The organism is Streptomyces sp. 35G-GA-8 (genome assembly GCF_023534745.1).
Classification (GTDB): Bacteria; Actinomycetota; Actinomycetes; order Streptomycetales; family Streptomycetaceae; genus Streptomyces.
The window spans coordinates 319,065-336,937 of the sequence record NZ_JAMHJQ010000004.1; the positions used below are offsets into that span (position 1 = coordinate 319,065).

Sequence of the window (17,873 nt, forward strand, 5' to 3'; positions counted from 1 at the left end):
CGGCCTCAGTCGACCTTGTAGTCCTTGCCGAGGACGACGGAGACATCCGCGTTCGTGGCGGCCTTGCCCTTCTTCACCGCGTCGACCGGCAGTCCGAGGGTCTTGGCGACCTCTTCCGCCTCCGGCTTCTTCGCCTCGTCACCGTAGGTGACCTGCGAGGATGCCACGATCTCCGCCGTGCCCGCGTCCACGAAGCGATAGCCGCCGTTGACCAGCGAGATCCGGGAGGACTCCGCCGCGTCCTGGTTCCCGCTCGCGTTCTTCACCCCGACGCGCACGGCGGAGCCCTGCTCCGGAGCGGTGACCGAGCCGCCCAGGATGTCCTTGACCACACTCTCGGAGGCCTGCTCGCTGAGCAGGCCGTTCTGCTGGACGGGCAGGAGCGTTGTCTTGTAGTCGCCGACCTTGGCGTGCTCGGCCAGCTTGGCGAGGGAGGCGCCCAGGTCCTTCTCGGGCAGTGAGGGGTCGAGGATCTGTGCCAGGGTCTCGACGGTGACCGTCGCGGCCTGCGGGTCGTCCGACATCTTCCGCAGCACCCCCTGGAGGACCTGGCCGAACCGCTGGAGCTGCTTGGCCTCCGGCTCGTCGGGCGCGCTGTAGGTGGCGTAGGCCACGGCCATGCTTCCGCTGAGCGTCTGGTTCTCGCCCTTCTTGACCACCGGGTCGTCGCCCTCCTTCGCCCCGGGCACCTCGACGTCGGTGGTCAGATCGATCGTGCCGACGAGCTCGACAAGGTTCTCCAGATACGGGGTGTCGAGCCGCCAGGTGCCGGTGATCTTGGTGCCGAGCACGGCGCCGATGGCCTCGCGCGTGCCGTCCGAGCCGTCGTCGTCGACGGACTTGCCGAGCGTGGCGGAGACACCGTCGTCGTCGGCGACGGCGAGGGAGTTGGGCAGCAGGACGGTGGTGCCCTGTCCGGTCGTGGCGTTGTTGACCAGCAGCGCCGTGGAGGTGCCCTTCTGCTTGGTGTCGTGCAGATGCACCACGATCACATCGCGCTTCTGCGGCCCCGTGGCGGTGGTCTTCTTCTCGTCCGCGGCGCCGAGACCCGGCAGCTTGCCCGCGTACCAGAGATAGCCGACGCCGCCGGTGATCGCGAGGGCGAGAACGACGACCAGGGCCACGACACGGCTGCGACCGCGCCGCTTGGCCTCCTCGCGCCGCTCGGAGCGGCTCTCGGTGAACTTCAGCCAGTCGATGACGTCTTCGGAGTTCTCGTCCGGTTCCTCTATGAACGAGAACTGCTCGGTGCGGTAGTCACGGTCCTCGCCGTCGGGCCGCCGCTGCTCCGGTACGGGTACGGACGTGGGCGCCGGGGCGGGCGCGGCGGGCGGCTCGGCGACCGGAGCGGCGGACGCGGCGGCCGGCTGCTGCTGCGGGATGTTCCACTGCTGGGTCGTGTCGACGCTCACGGGCTGCTGCTGCCCGGTGTCGTAGCCGTAGCCGTCGTATCCGTACCCCTGGCCCTGGCCCTGGCCCTGGCCCTGGCCCTGGCCCTGAGCCTGCCCCTGCTGCGACGGCTGTTGCTGCTGCGGCGATGACGGCTGGGCGTACGGGTCGTACTGCTGCTGAGGCTGCTGGGGCCCCGTCGTCTGCTGGGGCTGGGCGTACGGGTCGTATCCGTACCCCTGTTGCTGCTGCGAGGGCTGGTGCTGCCGCGGCTGCCCGTAGGCGTCGTACTGCTGCTGCGGCTGGGGCTGTTGGTACACCGGCTGCCCGTACTCGTCGTAACCGACGATCCGGGGCTGCGCGTAATACGGGTCGTACGGATCGTACGGCTGCTGCTGGTCGTTCACCGGTGCCCCTCTCCCTGGCTCATGCGCCGCGGTACAACTGCCGCTTGTCGATGTAGCGCACCACACCGTCCGGCACCAGGTACCAGACCGGATCGCCCTTCGCGACCCGCCCCCGGCAGTCGGTCGACGAGATCGCCAGCGCGGGCACCTCCACGAGGGAGACCCCGCCCTTGGGCAGTCCGTCGTCCGTCAGATCATGGCCCGGCCGGGTCACTCCGATGAAGTGGGCGAGCGAGAACAGCTCTTCGTGGTCCCGCCAGCTCAGGATCTGGGAGAGCGCGTCGGCTCCGGTGATGAAGAAGAGGTCCGCGTCGCCGTGGACGGCCCGCAGGTCCCGCAGCGTGTCGATCGTATAGGTCGGGCCGCCGCGGTCGATGTCGCTGCGGCTGACCGAGAACTGCGGATTGGACGCGGTGGCGATGACCGTCATCAGATAGCGGTCCTCGGCCGGGGAGACCACGCGCTGGCTCTTCTGCCACGGCTGCCCGGTCGGCACGAACACCACCTCGTCGAGGTGGAACAAGGCGGCCACTTCGCTGGCCGCCACCAGGTGCCCATGATGGATCGGGTCGAATGTCCCGCCCATCACGCCGAGTCGGCGCCTGCCACGGCCGGATCCGGGTTCACGACCGCCGGCCGCCTGCTGCTCTCCCATGCGTGCAGAGCCTACTGGCACAAGATGACGCGCCGGTGTCAGCGGTCGCGGTTGAAGCGGGTGGTGATCCACAGCAGCAGAAGCAACGCGAACAGGGCGCCGCCACCGATGAGGTACGGGTTGAGGCTTTCGTGGTTGCCGCCGTTCTCGGTGGCCTCGGCGAGCGTGACCAAGTGGGCGGCGGTACCGGTGAGGCTCATCTTCTACGGGCCCTTTTCTTCACGGGTGGGAGCGGAGACTTCGCGCACATCGTATGCGGGGGCTTCGGGCACGCTCACGCCGACTCAGTCGTTGTGATCGTTGTCGCGGTATCCGCGCAACAGGAACCAGGCGAGCAGGACGGCTCCGACCAACGAGACGACCAGCACGATCCGCAACGTATCGCCCGGTCCCTGCTGATCCGGTGCGGCGGCGAGCAGGGTGACGATTTCCGGCATGTCGGGTGCGCTCCTCGGTCTCTTCCGGCCACGCCCGGGGTGGCGGCTCCCGGGAAACACGGCGATGGGCCCCCGTCACACGGTAGACCCACCCCCTAGGGTGGGGGCCGTCAGGGGGACGAGCTTTGGACTCGTATGAACAGGGGATATCCATATGACCGAAGACAGTCACGAGGCAGCCACTCACGAAAACGTGCCGAGCAGGCAGCGCAAGCGCTTCCCGGGCATTTCCTCACGGGCGTACGAACACCCCGCGGACCGCTCGGCGCTGGTCGCCCTGCGCAAGCTCACCGGATTCGACACGGTCTTCAAGGCGATGAGCGCGCTGCTGCCCGAGCGCAGCCTGCGGCTGCTCTTCCTCTCCGACTCGGTGCGGGTCGGCGACGCGCAGTTCGCCCATCTCCACGCCATGCTGCGGGACGCCTGCTACATCCTGGACCTGGAGAAGGTCCCCGCGATGTATGTGGCACAGGACCCGAAGCCGAACGCGATGTGCATCGGTCTGGACGAGCCGATCATCGTGGTCACGACCGGGCTGGTGGAGCTGCTCGACGAGGAGGAGATGCGGGCGGTCGTCGGCCATGAGGTGGGCCACGCGCTCTCCGGTCACTCCGTCTACCGGACGATACTTCTCTTCCTCACCAATCTGGCGCTCAAGGTCGCCTGGATCCCGCTGGGCAATGTCGCGATCATGGCGATCGTGACGGCGCTGCGGGAGTGGTTCCGGAAGTCGGAGCTGTCGGCCGACCGGGCGGGACTGCTGGTCGGCCAGGATCTCCAGGCCTCGATGCGCGGCCTGATGAAGATCGCCGGCGGCAATCACCTGCACGAGATGAACGTGGACGCGTTCCTGGAGCAGGCCGCCGAGTACGAGGCGGGCGGCGATCTGCGGGACTCCGTGCTCAAGATCCTCAATGTGCTGCCGCGTACGCACCCCTTCACGACCGTGCGTGCGGCCGAGCTGAAGAAGTGGGCCGAGAGCCGCGACTACCAGCGGATCATGGACGGCCACTACCCGCGCCGCGAGGAGGACAAGGACACCTCCGTGACGGACTCGCTCCGTGACTCCGCCACGCATTACGCGGACACTGTCCGCCACAGCAAGGACCCGCTGATGAAGCTGGTCGGCGACATCGCGGGCGGCGCGGGCGACCTGGGCGGCAAGCTGCGCGACAAGTTCACGGGTGGCGGCGGCAGCAACGGCGGCAACGCCGGCAAGGGCGACCGCCCCTCGGACGAGGGCCCCGGCAAGAGCTGAACCGCGAGAGCGTGCATCGAGAGCCCGGTCGGCCACGTCAGGCGGCCGGGCTCGGTTCCGCCGCGCGGGACAGCGTCCCGCACAGCGCCGTGGTGGGCGGACCCGTCGCGTACGGGTCCGTGCCGGCCGGTTCATGGGGTTTCGCGCGCTGGCCCGCCAGCAGGGGCCGCAGCGTCGTCGGCGGCTCCGTCGAGCACGCCTGCGGCCCGGCCTGCACCTCACTGGTCAGCAGTCGCGCCGTATGCCGCGGCAGCGCGTCCAGGTCGAAGCGGAAGCGCAGCTCGCGCCGGACGGTGAAGAGCGAGGCGTCCCGTACGGGCAGCGCGTCGGAGCCCGCCGGGCGCAGCGCGTAGACGAAGACATGGTCCGAGACCACCTCCAGCGTCCCGGGTGAGGTCTCCTGGTAGCGCAGCGTGCCGTGCACCCGCACCTCGTCGTCGGCCTGGGCCACCTTCGACGGGTCGAAGCGCACCAGCCAGCCGGTCGGGGCGTGCAGGCCGTCGTCGGCGGGGGCGGCGAATCCGGCGTCGAACTGGTCGAGCTGGTCCGGGTCGAGCAGCAGCCGTACCGGTCGTTCCGAGTGGCCCTCGATGACGTCCGGGTCGAGTGAGGACGCCACCAGATAGTCCTTGACGGTGGCCAGCGCGGCCATCACCTGGCTCTCCGAGAAGCCCCCGGTCTCCCGGACGGCGGGCATCGTGATCCCGGCCGCCCCCACCCGGAACTGCGCGGCCGGACTGTGCTTGAAGAGATCCGCGGGGGTACCGCCGGGTACGGGTCCCTGGGGGGCCAGGGGGATCACCGACATCCGCACCTGGTCCACCGAGCGGCCGGTGTTCGGCCGGTAGGGATTGCGCAGGCCCAGATAGATCGCCGTACCGAACGCCAGGACCACCACCAGGACGAGCAGCAGCAGCTGTCTCGATCCGCGCCAGAAGATCCCGTGGGGCCGTCGTACGGCCGGGGGCGGAGGCTGCGTCGGAGGCACCCTCCGTACGGCGTCGGCGTGATCGGTCATCCGTTCCCGCGCCGAGAACTCCTGAAGGCGGGCCTCCCGGATGAAGGATTCGTCGAAGACGGTGGAGCGGTACTCGTCGTCATCGCCGCCGGGCAGCCCCTCAGGTTCCCCTTCGGGTGGGTCTCCACGCCCTGCCATACCTTCAGGGTAGGTCGGAGGGGCCGAACATAAACGCTGGGCAAGCCGGGAAGTTCCGGGAGCCACGCGATCGGCCGTTCAGGTCGTCCCCGGCCGTCCGGGGGGTGTTCCGCCGCGCTGAGGGCGCGCGGTCAGGGCATGCGGTCAGGGCGCGCGCGGCACCACGGAGACCGTCGGCGCCGACTCGTTCGCGGAGGCCGAGGGGATACCCGGGGCCGGCTTGTCGATCTCGGTCGTGGTGGGCCCCGGCACCGTGCCGTCGCGGCTGTTGGAGGCTCCGCGGTAGACGGCCGAGAAGGCCAGCGCGACCATCCCGATCCCCATCAGCAGGGCGAGCAGCCAGGCGACGGGCCGGTGCCAGCGGGCGGCGCCGCGGTACGGCCGCAGCGAGCCGCCATGGCGTCCGTACGGCCCGGCGAGCGCGTCGGGGTCATCGGGGTCGTACCCGTCGTCGTAGTCGGGGTCGGGTCCGTACGCGCCGTCGCGGCCGTACAGCTCCTCGTACAGCTCATCCTCGGGCCGTCCCCCGCCGGACCGCGCGCGGGCCGCCTCGGCCTCGGCGCGCGCCTGTGCGGCGGCCAGCAGCCGTTCCACGGCGGAGGGTTCATGGATCGTGGCGGACCTGACGAAGTCCTCGTCGAACACCACGGGGGCGAAGTCCTTGTCCGCGCCTCCGCGGTCGTCGTCGGGCTCCCAGCCGTCCGGGAACGGCTTGCCCCCCACGTCGTCCGGCACCCCTTCAGGGTAGACCTGGCGGGTCGTTTTGGGCAGGCGGAGTCCGAACTCTCCCGACTCGGTCTTTGTCACATCGCGGCCCGGGCGCGCCCGTCCGTCGCCGCGGGCGCCCCTGCCGTACTGGTCCGTATCAGTGGCCCCACCGCTACCGCGTGTGGCCGTCGCCGATCACGATGTACTTCGTCGAGGTCAGCTCGGGCAGGCCCATCGGCCCCCGCGCGTGCAGCTTCTGCGTGGAGATTCCGATCTCGGCGCCGAAGCCGAACTGGCCGCCGTCGGTGAACCGGGTGGACGCGTTCACGGCGACGGTCGTGGAATCGACCAACTGGGTGAATCGGCGGGCGGCGGCCTGCGAGGTGGTGACGATCGCCTCCGTATGGCCGGACGACCAGAGGCGGATATGGGCGACGGCCGCGTCCAGCGAGTCGACGACCGCGGCGGCGATGTCGTACGAGAGGTACTCGGTCTCCCAGTCCTCCGCGGTGGCCGGCACGATCTCCGCCTTCGAGCCCGCGCCGTACGCGAGCACCCGCTCGTCGGCGTGGACCGTGACCCCGGCGTCGGCGAGCGCGTCCAGCGCGCGCGGCAGGAACGCGCCCGCGATGTCCTGGTGGACGAGGAGCGTCTCGGCGGCGTTGCAGACGCTGGGCCGCTGCGCCTTGGAGTTGATCAGGATCTCGACGGCCATGTCGAGATCGGTCTCGGCGTCCACATACACATGGCAGTTGCCGGTGCCGGTCTCGATGACGGGGACGGTGGAGCCCTCGACGACGGCGCGGATCAGGGAGGCGCCGCCGCGCGGGATCAGTACGTCGACCAGGCCCCGGGCCCGCATCAGCTCCTGTACGGCGTCCCTGCCCTCGCCGGGCACGAGCTGTACGGCGTCGGCGGGCAGCCCGGCCCCGCCGACGGCGTCGCGCAGCACCCGTACGAGGGCGGTGTTCGAGGAGATCGCCGAGGAGGAGCCGCGCAGCAGCACCGCGTTGCCCGACTTCAGACAGAGCGCGGCGGCGTCCACGGTGACATTGGGGCGGGCCTCGTAGATGATCCCGACCACACCGAGGGGCACCCGCACCTGCCGCAGGTCGATGCCGTTGGGCAGCGTCGAGCCGCGTACGACCTCACCGACCGGGTCGGGCAGCGCCGCCACGTCCCGTACATCCGCGGCGATGGCCCGCACCCGCTCCGGTGTCAGCGTCAGCCGGTCGATGATCGCCTCGCCGGTCCCGGCCTCCCGGGCCCGCGCGATGTCCTCGGCGTTGGCCGTGACGATCTCGTGGGTACGGACTTCCAGCGCGTCCGCGATCGCCAGCAGCGCGTCGTCCTTGGCCGCCCGCGGCAGTGGCGCGATATCGGCGGCCGCGGCGCGGGACCGGTAGGCGGCCCTGGCGACCGGGGAGAGGTTGTCGTACGGCGAGAGCGAGGTCATGCCCGCAGGGTAGTGCGCGCCCTGCGGGCATTCCGCACCTATTCCGGACTCCGAGACACTTCCGGTGGGGGATCAGAACGGATGAACGCCCACCGGGGCCGCCGGTGGCGGGCCGTACCCCTCCGCGATCCGCTGGTGATAGGTCTCACGGTCGATGACCTCAAGGCCGACGATCTTCCACGGCGGCAGCTTGGCGCTCGACCGGTGCTCGCCCCAGAGCCGCAGTGCGACGGCGGCGGCGTCGTGCAGATCCCGGGCCTCCTCCCAGTACCGGATCTCCGCGTGGTCGTTGGCGTACCGGCTGGTCAGCAGGAAGGGGTGGTCATGGGCCAGCTGCTCAAGGCCGCGCCGGACCTCCGGCAGCGGGGCCTCGGCGCCCGAGACGCTGAGCGTGATGTGCCAGAGCTTCGACAGCGCACGGCCCTCCCCGCGCGCCTCCGTTCTCGATACGACCTCCCGCTGTTGTTCGTCGTCGAAGTCGTCCCCCGCTTCGACGCTGGTCAGGGCTCGTTCCTCGCCCGCGGCCCTCCGGGCGTGGGCGCTTCCCCCGGTCCCTCGGGGCACCGCCCCCGGGCGCGCTCGTCTCACCAGCGGCCTCCTGTTGATGCGTTGTCGTGCTGTACCCCGCCTGTACCCCTGGGACAAAGTTGACCAGTCCCGGGCAGGGCATGGGGCGGTTTTGGTAAAGGTCCCTGTTCAAAGACCGGAGTTTCAGCCGTTTCAGGGGTGGGTCAGGGATGGAGGATGACCAGATCGTCTCTGTGTACGACCTCACGCTCGTAGGCGGGACCCAGCTCGCGTGCCAGCTCGCGGGTGGAGCGGCCCAGGAGCTGGGGGATCTCCTTGGCGTCGAAGTTGACGAGTCCACGGGCGACCGGACGGCCCGCCGTGTCCCGCAGCTCCACCGGGTCTCCGGCGCTGAACTCGCCCTCGACGGCGGCGATCCCGGCCGGCAGCAGTGAGGTGCGCCGCTCGACGACGGCCCGTACCGCGCCGTCGTCCAGGGTGAGCGCGCCCTGCGGGGTGGAGGCGTGGGCGAGCCACAGCAGCCGGCCCGCGGAGCGCCGTCCGGTGCGGTGGAAGTACGTACCGGTGTCCCGGCCCGCGAGCCCGTCGGCGGCGTGGCTGGCGGAGGTCAGCACCACCGGGACCCCGGCGGCGGCGGCGATCCTGGCGGCCTCGACCTTGGTGACCATGCCGCCGGTGCCCACGCCCGCCCGGCCCGCGCTGCCGAGGGAGACGCCCGTCAGATCGGCGGGGCCGCGCACCTCCGCGATCCGGGAGGCGCCGGGGGTACGGGGGTCGCCGTCGTACAGCCCGTCGACATCGGAGAGCAGGACGAGCAGATCGGCCCGTACGAGATGGGCGACGAGGGCGGCCAGCCGGTCGTTGTCGCCGAAGCGGATCTCGTCCGTGGCGACGGTGTCGTTCTCGTTGACGACGGGGACGGCGCCCATGCCGAGCAGCTGGTCCAGGGTGCGGTACGCGTTGCGGTAGTGGGCGCGGCGGCTGGTGTCGTCGGTGGTGAGGAGCACCTGCCCGACGCGTACGCCGTAGCGGGCGAAGGAGGCGGTGTAGCGGGCGACGAGCAGCCCCTGCCCGACGCTGGCGGCGGCCTGCTGGCGGGCCAGGTCCCGGGGGCGGCGCTCCAGCCCGAGTGGGGCGAGTCCGGCGGCGATGGCACCGCTGGAGACGAGCAGCACCTCTTTCTCGTCACCGCTGCCGGCACCGCGTCTGACCTGGGCGAGAACATCGACGAGTGCGTCGACCCGGTCGGCGTCGAGCCCTCCGGAGGCGGTGGTGAGCGAGGAGGAGCCGACCTTGACGACGATCCTGTGGGCCCCTGCCACCGCGTCCTGCCGTGCCGTCGCGCTCTGCCGTGCCGCTGCCACGTGCTGTGCCCCTGCTCTCACTGTCGGCCACACCTCACCGGCCGACCGCTCGCCGGCTGGTCGTCCGCCGGTCGCTCAGCGTACGCGGGCGACTCCCGGGCCGACGAGGCATTTCAGTGGGTGGGACGCGACCCGGACACCCGTCCGTCTGTTCAACCCTCGCCCGCGGTGCAACCGCGTGCCGGTGAAGACAGTCTGTCAGGTATGACAACAGCCGGGAAACGTTCCCGTCCGCGCAGCGATAGGCTGGCCTCCACGGCGCCCGCACGCTCGCCGATGGCGGCGACTCCCCCCACTTGATCCCCCGCGCAACCACACACGAGATGGGCCATCAGTAATGCCAGTAAAAGTGAGCGTCGTCATTCCGGTGTACAACCCGGGTAAGTACATCGACCCGTGCATCGATTCACTGCTGGCCCAGACGCTGCCGGCGGCGGATTTCGAAGTGCTCTTCGTGGATGACGGATCGACCGACGACAGCCCGGCCCGGCTGGACAAGCTGGCGGCCGAGCACCCTCATTTCCGGGTGATCCACATCCCCAACTCGGGCTGGCCCGGCAAGCCGAGGAACATCGGTGTCGCCGAGGCCAAGGGGGAGTACGTCCAGTTCGTTGACCAGGACGACCACATGGCGTCCGACGCGCTGCGACGGCTGTATGAGATGGGTCACCGCAACGGCTCCGACATCGTGATCGGGAAGGTCGCGTCCAATTTCCGCGGCGTTCCGCACGGCGTGTTCAAGAAGAACCGCGAGAAGTGCGATCTGAGCAATGCGCCACTGTACGACAGCCTGACCCCGCACAAGATGTTCCGTACGGAGTTCCTGCGCGAGAACGGCATCGCGTACCCCGAGGGCAAGCGGCGCCTGGAGGACCAGCTGTACATGATGCAGGCGTATTTCCCCGCCAAGGTCGTATCGATCCTGGGGACTTACACCTGCTACTACTACTCGAAGCGGGACGACGGCCAGAACGCCGGCTCCGCCAAGATCGTGCCGGCGGGCTACTACGGCAACCTGCGCGAGGTCCTCAAGGTCGTCGTGGACAACACCGAACCGGGTGAATTCCGGGACCGGCTGCTGCGGCGCTTCTACCGGGTCGAGATGCTCGGCCGGCTGAGCGAGCCGTCCGTGGTCAACTACACGCCCGAGTTCCTCGACGAGATGTGCGACGCGATCCGTCCGCTCGCCGAGGAGTTCATGCACGACGGCGTGCACGACGGCCTCGGCTCGCTGGTCAGACTCCGCTCCACCCTGCTGCGCGCCGACGACCGCCAGGGGCTGGTGAAGATCGCCCACTTCGCCAAGTCGGTGAAGGGCGCGGCCCGGCTGGAGGACTTCGACTGGCAGCCGGACGGCAGTGCCGCGCTCACCGTGACCGGCCGGCTCGTCCACGGCGAGGACAAGGAGCCGCTGCGGCTGGTCCGCCGCGACAAGCGCTACTTCCTGCACCCCGACATCACCGAAGGGCTGCTGCCGGACGGTGAACTCCTCGATGTCACCGACGACATGGACAGCTTCAAGGGCGAGTTCTCGCTGCGCAACCGCGAGACCGCCGTCGAGTGGCCGTGTGTCGCGGAGTTCACCACCAAGATCGAGGCGCTGGGCGACGACGCGTACGAGGTCGTCCTGCACGGCGTCGGCCAGGTCACCAGCGAGGCGGTCAAGGGCCGCGGCCGGGTCTCCCGCGGCTTCTGGGACGTCTGGGTGCCGCTGCGCGGACTCGGGCTGGTACGGAAGGCCAGGCTGGGCGCGGACCGCGCCGCGTCGGTCGACACCAAGTGCCTTCCCGCGCTGCTCGGTTCGCCCGCGCGGCCGGTGATCCCGTACTTCACCGACCCGCACGGCAACCTCACCCTCGATGTCGCGGGCCGCGCCAAGAAGATGGCCACCTATCTCGCGGACCGGCCCGCGCGGCGGATGCCCGGCAGCCGTCCCGAGCTGCGTCTCGACGTCTTCACCGGCACCAAGTCCGGTTCGCAGGCGGTCGAGTTGGTGCTGACCCCGGCGGACGGCAACGCGCGGACCGCGCCGTCCACGCTCCGCCCCGACCAGGGCAGGGCCCACCTCGGTGTCCCCGCCAGGGTGCCGGACCTGCCGGCCGGACCGGCGCAGCTCTCGGTGCGGCTGGACGGGCCGAAGGGCCCCGTGCTGCCGCTCTGCGAGGTGCCCGTGGCCCAGGGCGGCCGGATCCGGCTGGACGAGAGCGGTCTGGACATGGTCGATCCGCTGCTCGTCCGGATGGTGACGGTGAAGCGCCGCAGGGCGACGCTGCGCCGGGTGCTCCGCTCGGCGGGCGGCCCGCTCGTGCGCCGGCTGCCCTCGTCGGCGCGCAAGAAGGTGCGCCGGCTCGCCGCGCGTCTGTGACCGGCCGCGCTTCTCCCGAGCAATGAGTGACAAGCACACAGAACAAGGACGTGATCACATGCGGCAGCTCTCGGTCGAAGGTGCCTGGGTACATGAACCGAAGATCTTCCCGGACAGCCGTGGCAGCTTCCACGAGTGGTTCAAGGCGTCGGACTTCACCGAGGCGGCCGGCCACCCACTGCGCCTCGCCCAGGCGAACTGCTCGGTGTCCAGCCGCGGCACGCTGCGCGGGATCCACTTCGCCGATGTACCGCCCAGCCAGGCCAAGTATGTGAAGTGCGTACGCGGCGCGGTGCTCGACGTGATCGTGGATATCCGGGTCGGCTCCCCCACATACCGGCAGTGGGAGGCGGTACGGCTGGACGATGTGGATCATCACGCCGTCTATCTCGCCGAGGGGCTCGGCCACGCGTTCATGGCGCTGACGGACGACGCCACGGTGGTCTATCTGTGCTCCGAGGGGTACGCCCCCGGGCGTGAGCACGGCATCAACCCGCTGGACCCGGCGCTCGGTATCGAGTGGCCCCAGGGCATCACCCCGCTGCTCTCCGACAAGGACGCGGCGGCGCCGACCCTCGCGGAGGCCGAGGCCCAGGGCCTGCTCCCGTCGTACGAGGACTGCAAGGCGTACTACAGCGAGCTGGCCGCCCGCGGCTGAGCCGGCCCGGCGCATACGGAAGGGGCCCGAGCGATCATGAATCGCTCGGGCCCCTTCCGTAGGGTTCCGGGATCAGCCGGTGACCGCCTCGATCTGCCGCCGCAGCGGCGCGAAGGCCGACCGCGAGCGGCGCAGATTGCGGGCGCGGGCCAGAGCGGGCCAGAAACCCGCCCCGAGCAGCGCCTCGGGCCGCACCGCGTTCTTACGGACCAGCACCTCTTCGGGCACGTCCTGCGGGTCCGGTACGACGTACTCCTCGATGATCTTGTCGTACGCGCCCTTCAGCACCGTGCTGTCCGGGTTCGCGCCGAAGATGGCCACCACCCCGGTCGGCTCGGTGTCGACGTCGACGACCAGCAGGTCGGGGCGGTACCGGCGCAGCACGGTGGCGACCTTGTAGACGTCGCCGGCCCAGAACTTGGTGTGCCGGTCGCGCGCCGCCTCGTCGACATCGCGCGGCAGCATGTCGTCCAGGACGATCACGCTGGACCAGCGGGAGTGCTTCTCGACGTTCATGAAGTCGCGCAGCGCGAACTCGAAGAGATGCATGCCGTCGATGAACGACAGCTCCAGCTTCGGGTCACCGCCGAACAGATTGACCGGGTCACGCCGGGCGAGCGCGCGGAACGGGTTGCGGCCGTTGCGGAGATGGATCAAAGGATCCTTGCGGGCGAAGAAGTCGTCGCTGGTGGCCTTGACCAGATGGACATCGCAGCTGATGTCCGTGACGACCCGGAACGCCGGGTCGACCGCGACCGACGGAACCCGGGACAGCGCCAGACTGCGGCCGTCATTGACCCCGATTTCCAAGTAGGTGCGGGGTTTGTACACACGGTGCAGTTGGCGCAGGAAGCCGTGGCGATCCACGTAAGGGGCCCTTCACTGAGAATCAACAACCAAGGGATTGATTCTCAGTGAACTTAGTGGGCCACCAGGCTGTACGTAAACATCTACTGGCCAGTAACACCCATTTGGCCGCGCGGGCAGACTGCGCCCGGCTCAGCCCCCGGACAAGACCTGGGCTCAGCCCCGCTCGGCCCGGACCAGCGCGGGGAACGCCTCGCCGAGCGCCGTGCGCCAGTCACGGATCGGTTCGATGCCCGCGGCCTTCCACCGGTCATGTCCCAGCACGCTGTACGCGGGCCGGGGGGCCGGCCGTACGAAGGCCTCACTGGTGGTCGGACGGACCCGCTCCGGATCCGCGCCGAGCAGCCGGAAGATCTCGCGGGTGAACCCGAACCAGGTCGTCTCGCCGCCGCTGGTGCCGTGGTAGACCCCGGCCGGGGCCGTCCCCGCGAGGGCCCCGAGGCCCAGCAGGACCAGCCGGTCCGCGAGGTCGCCGGTCCAGGTGGGCTGGCCGAGCTGGTCGTCCACCACGTCCAGGGTGTCCTTGATCCCCTCCAGCTTGATCATCGTCCGGACGAAGTTGCCGCCGCCCGCGCCGTACAGCCAGGCCGTACGGACCACAAAACCGGTCTCAGGGACGGTGTCCAGGACCGCCCGCTCCCCCGCCAGCTTGGTCCGCCCATAGGCGCTGCGCGGGCCCGTGGGGTCGTCCTCGCCGTACGGTGCCCCGGCGTCTCCGGCGAAGACGTAGTCCGTGGAGACCTGGATCAGGACGGCGCCGGACGCCTCGCACGCCTCGGCGAGCACCCGGGGTCCCGTGCCGTTGACCGCGAGCGCCTCGGCCTCCTTGGTCTCCGCGTCGTCCACGGCCGTCCAGGCGGCGCAGTTGACCACGATGTCCGGCGTACGGGTCTCCAGGGCGGTGCGCACCGCGCCGGGGTCCGTGATGTCCAGGGCCTTACGGTCCAGGCCGGTCGCGTGCTGCCCGGCCCCGGCGAGCCGGGCCAGCAGATCCTGACCGAGCATGCCCCCGGCGCCGGTGACGAGCCAGCGGCTCACAGCGCGGCACGCCCCTTCAGCGGCTCCCACCAGGCGCGGTTCTCGCGGTACCACTCCACGGTCTCCGCGAGGCCCGCGGCGAAGTCCTTGCGCGGCTCGTACCCCAGCTCCGTACGGATCTTGGCGCAGTCCACGGAGTAGCGGCGGTCGTGGCCCTTGCGGTCGGTGACGTACTCGACGCTGGTGTCCCAGTCCGCTCCGCAGGCCTCCAGCAGGAGCCGGGTCAGCTCCTTGTTGGACAGCTCCGTGCCGCCGCCGATGTTGTAGACCTCACCGGCCCGGCCCTTCGTGCGGACCAGCTCGATGCCCTGCACATGGTCGTCGATGTGCAGCCAGTCGCGGATGTTGCCGCCGTCGCCGTACAGCGGGACCTTCTTGCCGTCCAGCAGGTTCGTGATGAAGAGCGGGATGACCTTCTCGGGGAAGTGGTGGTGCCCGTAGTTGTTGGAGCAGCGGGTCACCCGCACATCGAGGCCGTGCGTGCGGTGGTACGAGAGCGCGATCAGATCGCTGGACGCCTTCGCCGAGGAGTAGGGCGAGTTGGGCTCCAGCGGGTGGGTCTCCGGCCAGGAACCCTCGTCGATCGAGCCGTAGACCTCGTCGGTGGAGATATGCACGAAGGTCTTCACGCCGGCGCGGTGCGCGGCGTCGATCAGTGTGTGCGTGCCCACGACGTTCGTACGGACGAACTCCGCGCCGCCGTCGATGGAGCGGTCCACGTGCGACTCGGCGGCGAAGTGCACCACCTGGTCGTGCTCGGCCATCAGCTTGGCGACCAGCTCGGGGTCGCAGATGTCGCCCTGGACGAAGCGGAACCCGGGGTGGTCACGGACCTCGTCCAGGTTGGCCGGGTTGCCCGCGTAGGTGAGCTTGTCGAGCACGGTCAGCTCGACATCGCCGGGGCCCTGGGGGCCCAGGACCGTACGGACGTAGTGCGAGCCGATGAAACCGGCACCGCCGGTCACCAGAATCCTGTCGGTCATGAGGAGATCTGCACCTTGCTGTGGTCACCGAGGACGAGTCGGTGGGCGGACGGGTTACGGGGCGCGGGGGTGATCTCGACATCGCGGCCGATCAGCGATGCCTCCACCCGGCGCACGCCGGTGAGCGAGGAGCCCCGCAGAACGATGGAGTACTCGATCTCGCTGTCCTCGATCCTGCACCCCTCGGAGACCGACGTGAAGGGACCGATGTAGGCGTCGCTGATCACCGTGTCCTCGCCGATGATCGCGGGACCGACGATCCGGCTGCCGGTGACCCGAGCGCCCTTCTCGATCCTGACCCGCCCTATGATCTCCGTCGCCTCGTCGACGCTGCCGTCACGGCACGGCTCGACGGTCTCCAGCACCGAGCGGTTGACCTCCAGCATGTCGGCGACATTGCCGGTGTCCTTCCAGTAACCGGAGATGGTCGTGGAGCGGACGTCGCGCTGCTGGTCGATCAGCCACTGGATGGCGTGGGTGATCTCCAACTCACCGCGCCAGGAGGGCTCGATCGAGCGCACGGCCTCATGGATGGCCGGGGTGAAGAGATAGACGCCGACGAGCGCGAGATCGCTCTTGGGCTCCTTGGGCTTCTCCTCCAGGGCCACCACCCTGCCCGCGCCGTCGAGTTCGGCGACGCCGAAGGAGGTGGGGTTGGGGACCTTCGTGAGCAGGATCTGCGCCTCGGGGCGGTCCTCGCGGAAGCCGTCGACCAGGCCCGTGATGCCACCGACGATGAAGTTGTCACCGAGGTACATCACGAAGTCGTCCTCGCCCAGGAACTCACGCGCGATGAGAACGGCGTGCGCCAGTCCGAGGGGGGCGTCCTGCTTGAGGTAGGTGACCTTTATGCCGAACTGCGAGCCGTCGCCGACCGCCTCGCGGATCTCCTCCGCGGTGTCCCCGACGATCACGCCGACCTCGGTGATCCCCGCCTCCGCGATGGCCTCAAGACCGTAGAAGAGCACGGGCTTGTTCGCCACGGGGACGAGCTGTTTCGCGGAGGTATGCGTGATGGGGCGCAGACGGGTACCCGCCCCGCCGGACAGTACGAGAGCCTTCACTATCCCTATCCCTGCTGAGATTCCGATGCTGTCCGGGCGTCGCCCGACAGTCCGATTTTACCTACGATTTCCTGTGCGGCCCGCCGCTGGTCATCTCAGGAGAGTGAACCGGTGCAAAAGGGGTGCGCGAAAGGGCGCTCAGGCGTGCGCGGAGGTGCAATCAAGAGCCCCGCGCGGGCAGACGCGCGGGCGGACTCACCGGCCCTCATCGCCGTATCGCTCGGAGCCGCCCCCGGCTCATCACCCCGCACCGTCCAACCCCTCACGGCCTGGGCCCGGTTGGCAGCGAACCGTGCGGCCTCGGCACGGCCAGGTCCCGTATCCGGGTACGCACCCTGCGCGCCACCCTGCGTGCCAGCGATTTGCGCCGGCGTAAGACCTTGGGCGCCTCGATGCGCCGCAGCCCCGGCTTGCCGAGCCAGTCCGGCACGGTCACCTCGTACGACGCGTCCGTCAGGCCGCTCCTCTTGTCACCGAAGTGCGGGAAGACGAGGTACGGGGTACGGGCGCGGCCCCGGTGGACGACCTCGGGTACGGTCCCGGCCTTGACGAAGGCCAGCATGTCCGCCAGCAGATCGAGCCGGCCCAGCGCGACGCACTCCAGCCGCAGCCGTTCGGAGACCTTGATGCGCGCGGCCACGCCCGGGGTCCAGTACCGCTCCATCAGCGGCGCGGCCAGCTCCAGCTTGTGCTCCCGGATCTCCTCGGGCTGCTTGAGCATCCCGTGGCCGAACTGCTGGATCAGTCCGACCGTGAAGGGTCTGACCATCAGCCGGTCGCGTTTCCGGCCGGCCGGCACCAGCGAGGTGATGAGCGCCATCAGAGCGCCCGTGGCCTCGAAACGGAGCGCGTGGCCGCCGCTCTTGGTCACATGCTTGCCGTCGTCGCGGCCGACCAGGTAGTAGCAGGTGTAGTCGGCGATCACCGAGACACCGTTGCCCCGGATATACGCCTCCATCGTGAACAGGGCGTCCTCACCGGTCTTCAGCGTCTCGTCGAAACGCAGCCCCAGCCGCTCCAGCAGATCGCGGCGGAAGAGCTTCTGCGCGCTCAGCGTGTAGATGACCTGTGAGCGGTAGATGTCGACGCGCTCCGCCGTACGGTTCCACATCGAGCCGGGAGCGCCGCGGTTGACACCCTCGACCTTGCCGAGCACCACGTCGGTGCCGGCGCGGTCGGCCATGGCGACCATGCGCTCCAGCGATTCTTCGCCGAAGTAGTCGTCGGCGTCGAGGAAGAAGACATAGCGGCCGCGCGCCATGCCGAGTCCGACGTTGCGCGGCCCGCTGGGACCGCCCGAGTTGGGCTGGCGCACCACTCTGGTCGGGATGGCCGTCCGCGCGGCGAACGCCTCCAGGTATTCACCCGTGCCGTCGGTCGAGCCGTCGTCGATCGCGACGATTTCGATGCGGTCGGGCCCCAGCGTCTGGGCCTCGACGGATTCCAAACAGCGGATCAGATAGGGCATCGCTTCATATGCCCCGACGATCACACTGACGTCAGGAAGAGTCAAAGTGTTCATCGCAATTCAAGACAAGCG

The 17,873-nt window shown here is 69.7% G+C and carries 17 protein-coding genes; 3 read left to right on the plus strand and 14 right to left on the minus strand.

From position 1 onward, the window contains the following. Nucleotides 1-5: 5 nt before the first annotated feature. From M1203_RS10645 to M1203_RS10660, 4 genes are all read right to left on the minus strand, one after another. The gene (locus M1203_RS10645; protein ID WP_249949329.1) at nucleotides 6-1,796 is read right to left on the minus strand and encodes an LCP family protein; all 1,791 of its coding nucleotides are present in this window, start codon (nucleotides 1,794-1,796) and stop codon (nucleotides 6-8) included. Between the two features lie 19 nt (nucleotides 1,797-1,815). Continuing rightward, the gene (nadD, locus tag M1203_RS10650) at nucleotides 1,816-2,451 is read right to left on the minus strand and encodes a nicotinate-nucleotide adenylyltransferase (protein WP_249949330.1); all 636 of its coding nucleotides are present in this window, start codon (nucleotides 2,449-2,451) and stop codon (nucleotides 1,816-1,818) included. A gap of 38 nt (nucleotides 2,452-2,489) precedes the next feature. After that, on the minus strand, nucleotides 2,490-2,651 hold the full coding sequence (locus tag M1203_RS10655) for a hypothetical protein (protein WP_249949331.1): 162 nt from the start codon (nucleotides 2,649-2,651) through the stop codon (nucleotides 2,490-2,492). Nucleotides 2,652-2,735: 84 nt separating this feature from the next. Continuing rightward, complete coding sequence (locus tag M1203_RS10660; RefSeq protein ID WP_249949332.1) at nucleotides 2,736-2,888, minus strand: hypothetical protein; 153 nt, start codon at nucleotides 2,886-2,888, stop codon at nucleotides 2,736-2,738. Nucleotides 2,889-3,042: 154 nt separating this feature from the next. On the opposite strand from M1203_RS10660, the gene M1203_RS10665 reads away from it, so the two are divergent. Continuing rightward, complete coding sequence (locus tag M1203_RS10665) at nucleotides 3,043-4,146, plus strand: M48 family metallopeptidase (RefSeq protein WP_249949333.1); 1,104 nt, start codon at nucleotides 3,043-3,045, stop codon at nucleotides 4,144-4,146. 37 nt (nucleotides 4,147-4,183) lie between these two features. On the opposite strand, the gene M1203_RS10670 is transcribed toward M1203_RS10665, so the two are convergent. From M1203_RS10670 to proB, 5 genes are all read right to left on the minus strand, one after another. Further along, nucleotides 4,184-5,302, minus strand: a complete 1,119-nt coding sequence (locus M1203_RS10670; protein ID WP_249949334.1) for a hypothetical protein — start codon at nucleotides 5,300-5,302, stop codon at nucleotides 4,184-4,186. A gap of 144 nt (nucleotides 5,303-5,446) precedes the next feature. Further along, nucleotides 5,447-6,037: a hypothetical protein gene (locus M1203_RS10675; RefSeq protein ID WP_249949335.1), complete on the minus strand. Its 591-nt coding sequence runs from the start codon at nucleotides 6,035-6,037 to the stop codon at nucleotides 5,447-5,449. A gap of 145 nt (nucleotides 6,038-6,182) precedes the next feature. Continuing rightward, complete coding sequence (locus M1203_RS10680; RefSeq protein ID WP_249949336.1) at nucleotides 6,183-7,466, minus strand: glutamate-5-semialdehyde dehydrogenase; 1,284 nt, start codon at nucleotides 7,464-7,466, stop codon at nucleotides 6,183-6,185. Between the two features lie 72 nt (nucleotides 7,467-7,538). Beyond that, nucleotides 7,539-8,054 carry a hypothetical protein gene (locus tag M1203_RS10685; protein WP_249949337.1) on the minus strand — a complete coding sequence of 172 codons (516 nt, stop codon included), beginning with the start codon at nucleotides 8,052-8,054 and terminating at the stop codon, nucleotides 7,539-7,541. A 143-nt stretch (nucleotides 8,055-8,197) separates the two neighbouring features. Next, nucleotides 8,198-9,316 carry a glutamate 5-kinase gene (gene proB / locus M1203_RS10690; protein WP_249949618.1) on the minus strand — a complete coding sequence of 373 codons (1,119 nt, stop codon included), beginning with the start codon at nucleotides 9,314-9,316 and terminating at the stop codon, nucleotides 8,198-8,200. A 391-nt stretch (nucleotides 9,317-9,707) separates the two neighbouring features. Here proB and M1203_RS10695 point away from each other — a divergent pair, with 391 nt between their 5' ends. Further along, nucleotides 9,708-11,723, plus strand: coding sequence for a glycosyltransferase family A protein (locus tag M1203_RS10695; RefSeq protein WP_249949338.1), 2,016 nt, complete (start codon nucleotides 9,708-9,710; stop codon nucleotides 11,721-11,723). A gap of 58 nt (nucleotides 11,724-11,781) precedes the next feature. Further along, nucleotides 11,782-12,381, plus strand: coding sequence for a dTDP-4-dehydrorhamnose 3,5-epimerase (gene rfbC / locus M1203_RS10700; protein WP_249949339.1), 600 nt, complete (start codon nucleotides 11,782-11,784; stop codon nucleotides 12,379-12,381). 72 nt (nucleotides 12,382-12,453) lie between these two features. On the opposite strand, the gene M1203_RS10705 is transcribed toward rfbC, so the two are convergent. The 5 genes from M1203_RS10705 to M1203_RS10725 form a co-directional block, all read right to left on the minus strand. Further along, nucleotides 12,454-13,248, minus strand: coding sequence for a class I SAM-dependent methyltransferase (locus M1203_RS10705; protein ID WP_249949340.1), 795 nt, complete (start codon nucleotides 13,246-13,248; stop codon nucleotides 12,454-12,456). Between the two features lie 156 nt (nucleotides 13,249-13,404). Then, the gene (gene rfbD / locus M1203_RS10710; RefSeq protein ID WP_249949619.1) at nucleotides 13,405-14,253 is read right to left on the minus strand and encodes a dTDP-4-dehydrorhamnose reductase; all 849 of its coding nucleotides are present in this window, start codon (nucleotides 14,251-14,253) and stop codon (nucleotides 13,405-13,407) included. Nucleotides 14,254-14,282: 29 nt separating this feature from the next. Further along, on the minus strand, nucleotides 14,283-15,269 hold the full coding sequence (rfbB, locus tag M1203_RS10715; RefSeq protein WP_249949341.1) for a dTDP-glucose 4,6-dehydratase: 987 nt from the start codon (nucleotides 15,267-15,269) through the stop codon (nucleotides 14,283-14,285). After that, nucleotides 15,266-16,333 carry a glucose-1-phosphate thymidylyltransferase gene (locus tag M1203_RS10720; RefSeq protein WP_249949342.1) on the minus strand — a complete coding sequence of 356 codons (1,068 nt, stop codon included), beginning with the start codon at nucleotides 16,331-16,333 and terminating at the stop codon, nucleotides 15,266-15,268. The genes rfbB and M1203_RS10720 overlap by 4 nt, the downstream gene beginning before the upstream one ends. A gap of 262 nt (nucleotides 16,334-16,595) precedes the next feature. Continuing rightward, nucleotides 16,596-17,855, minus strand: coding sequence for a glycosyltransferase family 2 protein (locus M1203_RS10725; protein WP_249949343.1), 1,260 nt, complete (start codon nucleotides 17,853-17,855; stop codon nucleotides 16,596-16,598). Between the last annotated feature and the right edge of the window lie 18 nt (nucleotides 17,856-17,873).